Raw genomic sequence first — 395 nt, forward strand, 5'->3', positions numbered from 1 at the left:
AGCGCTTCGGCATGGCGCCCAACGAGCAGACCAATACCAAGCTGGTCAGCGACGTGTTGAGCGATGCGCTGACCCGCGTGTTCAAGGACCAGAGCATCGGTCAGTTGCTGGCCCAGTAAGTGCTGACGAGGCCGCACCAAACACACCCTCATGGTCGCGCCGGCAGCGGCGCCACCGCACAAAACCCCAGGAACCACAGCACCAATGGCCCTGCCCCGCATCACATCGCCCCATGCCCAGGGCGGCAACCGCACCCGCAGCTCGAAGCCGTTGGCTCGGTCCAGCTGCTGGCGCTTGAGGTGCTCCAGCTCCCAGTGCGGCGTGCCGAACTGCAGCACGCTGAGGGTCAGTGCAGGGCCTGGATGACGGTGAAACCCTCACCGAAACCTTCACCT

Annotated in this window: 2 pseudogenes; one reads left to right on the forward strand and one right to left on the reverse strand. The window is 65.1% G+C overall.

The window, feature by feature from the left end:
• Nucleotides 1-119 (forward strand): annotated as a pseudogene (locus tag U8L64_RS02920) (YajG family lipoprotein); the annotation flags it as partial.
• A 126-nt stretch (nucleotides 120-245) separates the two neighbouring features.
• Here U8L64_RS02920 and U8L64_RS02925 read toward each other — a convergent pair.
• Nucleotides 246-350: pseudogene (locus U8L64_RS02925) on the reverse strand (ABC transporter substrate-binding protein); the annotation flags it as partial.
• Nucleotides 351-395 lie beyond the last annotated feature (45 nt).

Source organism: Pseudomonas sp. FIP_A4, assembly GCF_036701605.1.
Taxonomy (GTDB): Bacteria; Pseudomonadota; Gammaproteobacteria; order Pseudomonadales; family Pseudomonadaceae; genus Stutzerimonas; species Stutzerimonas phenolilytica.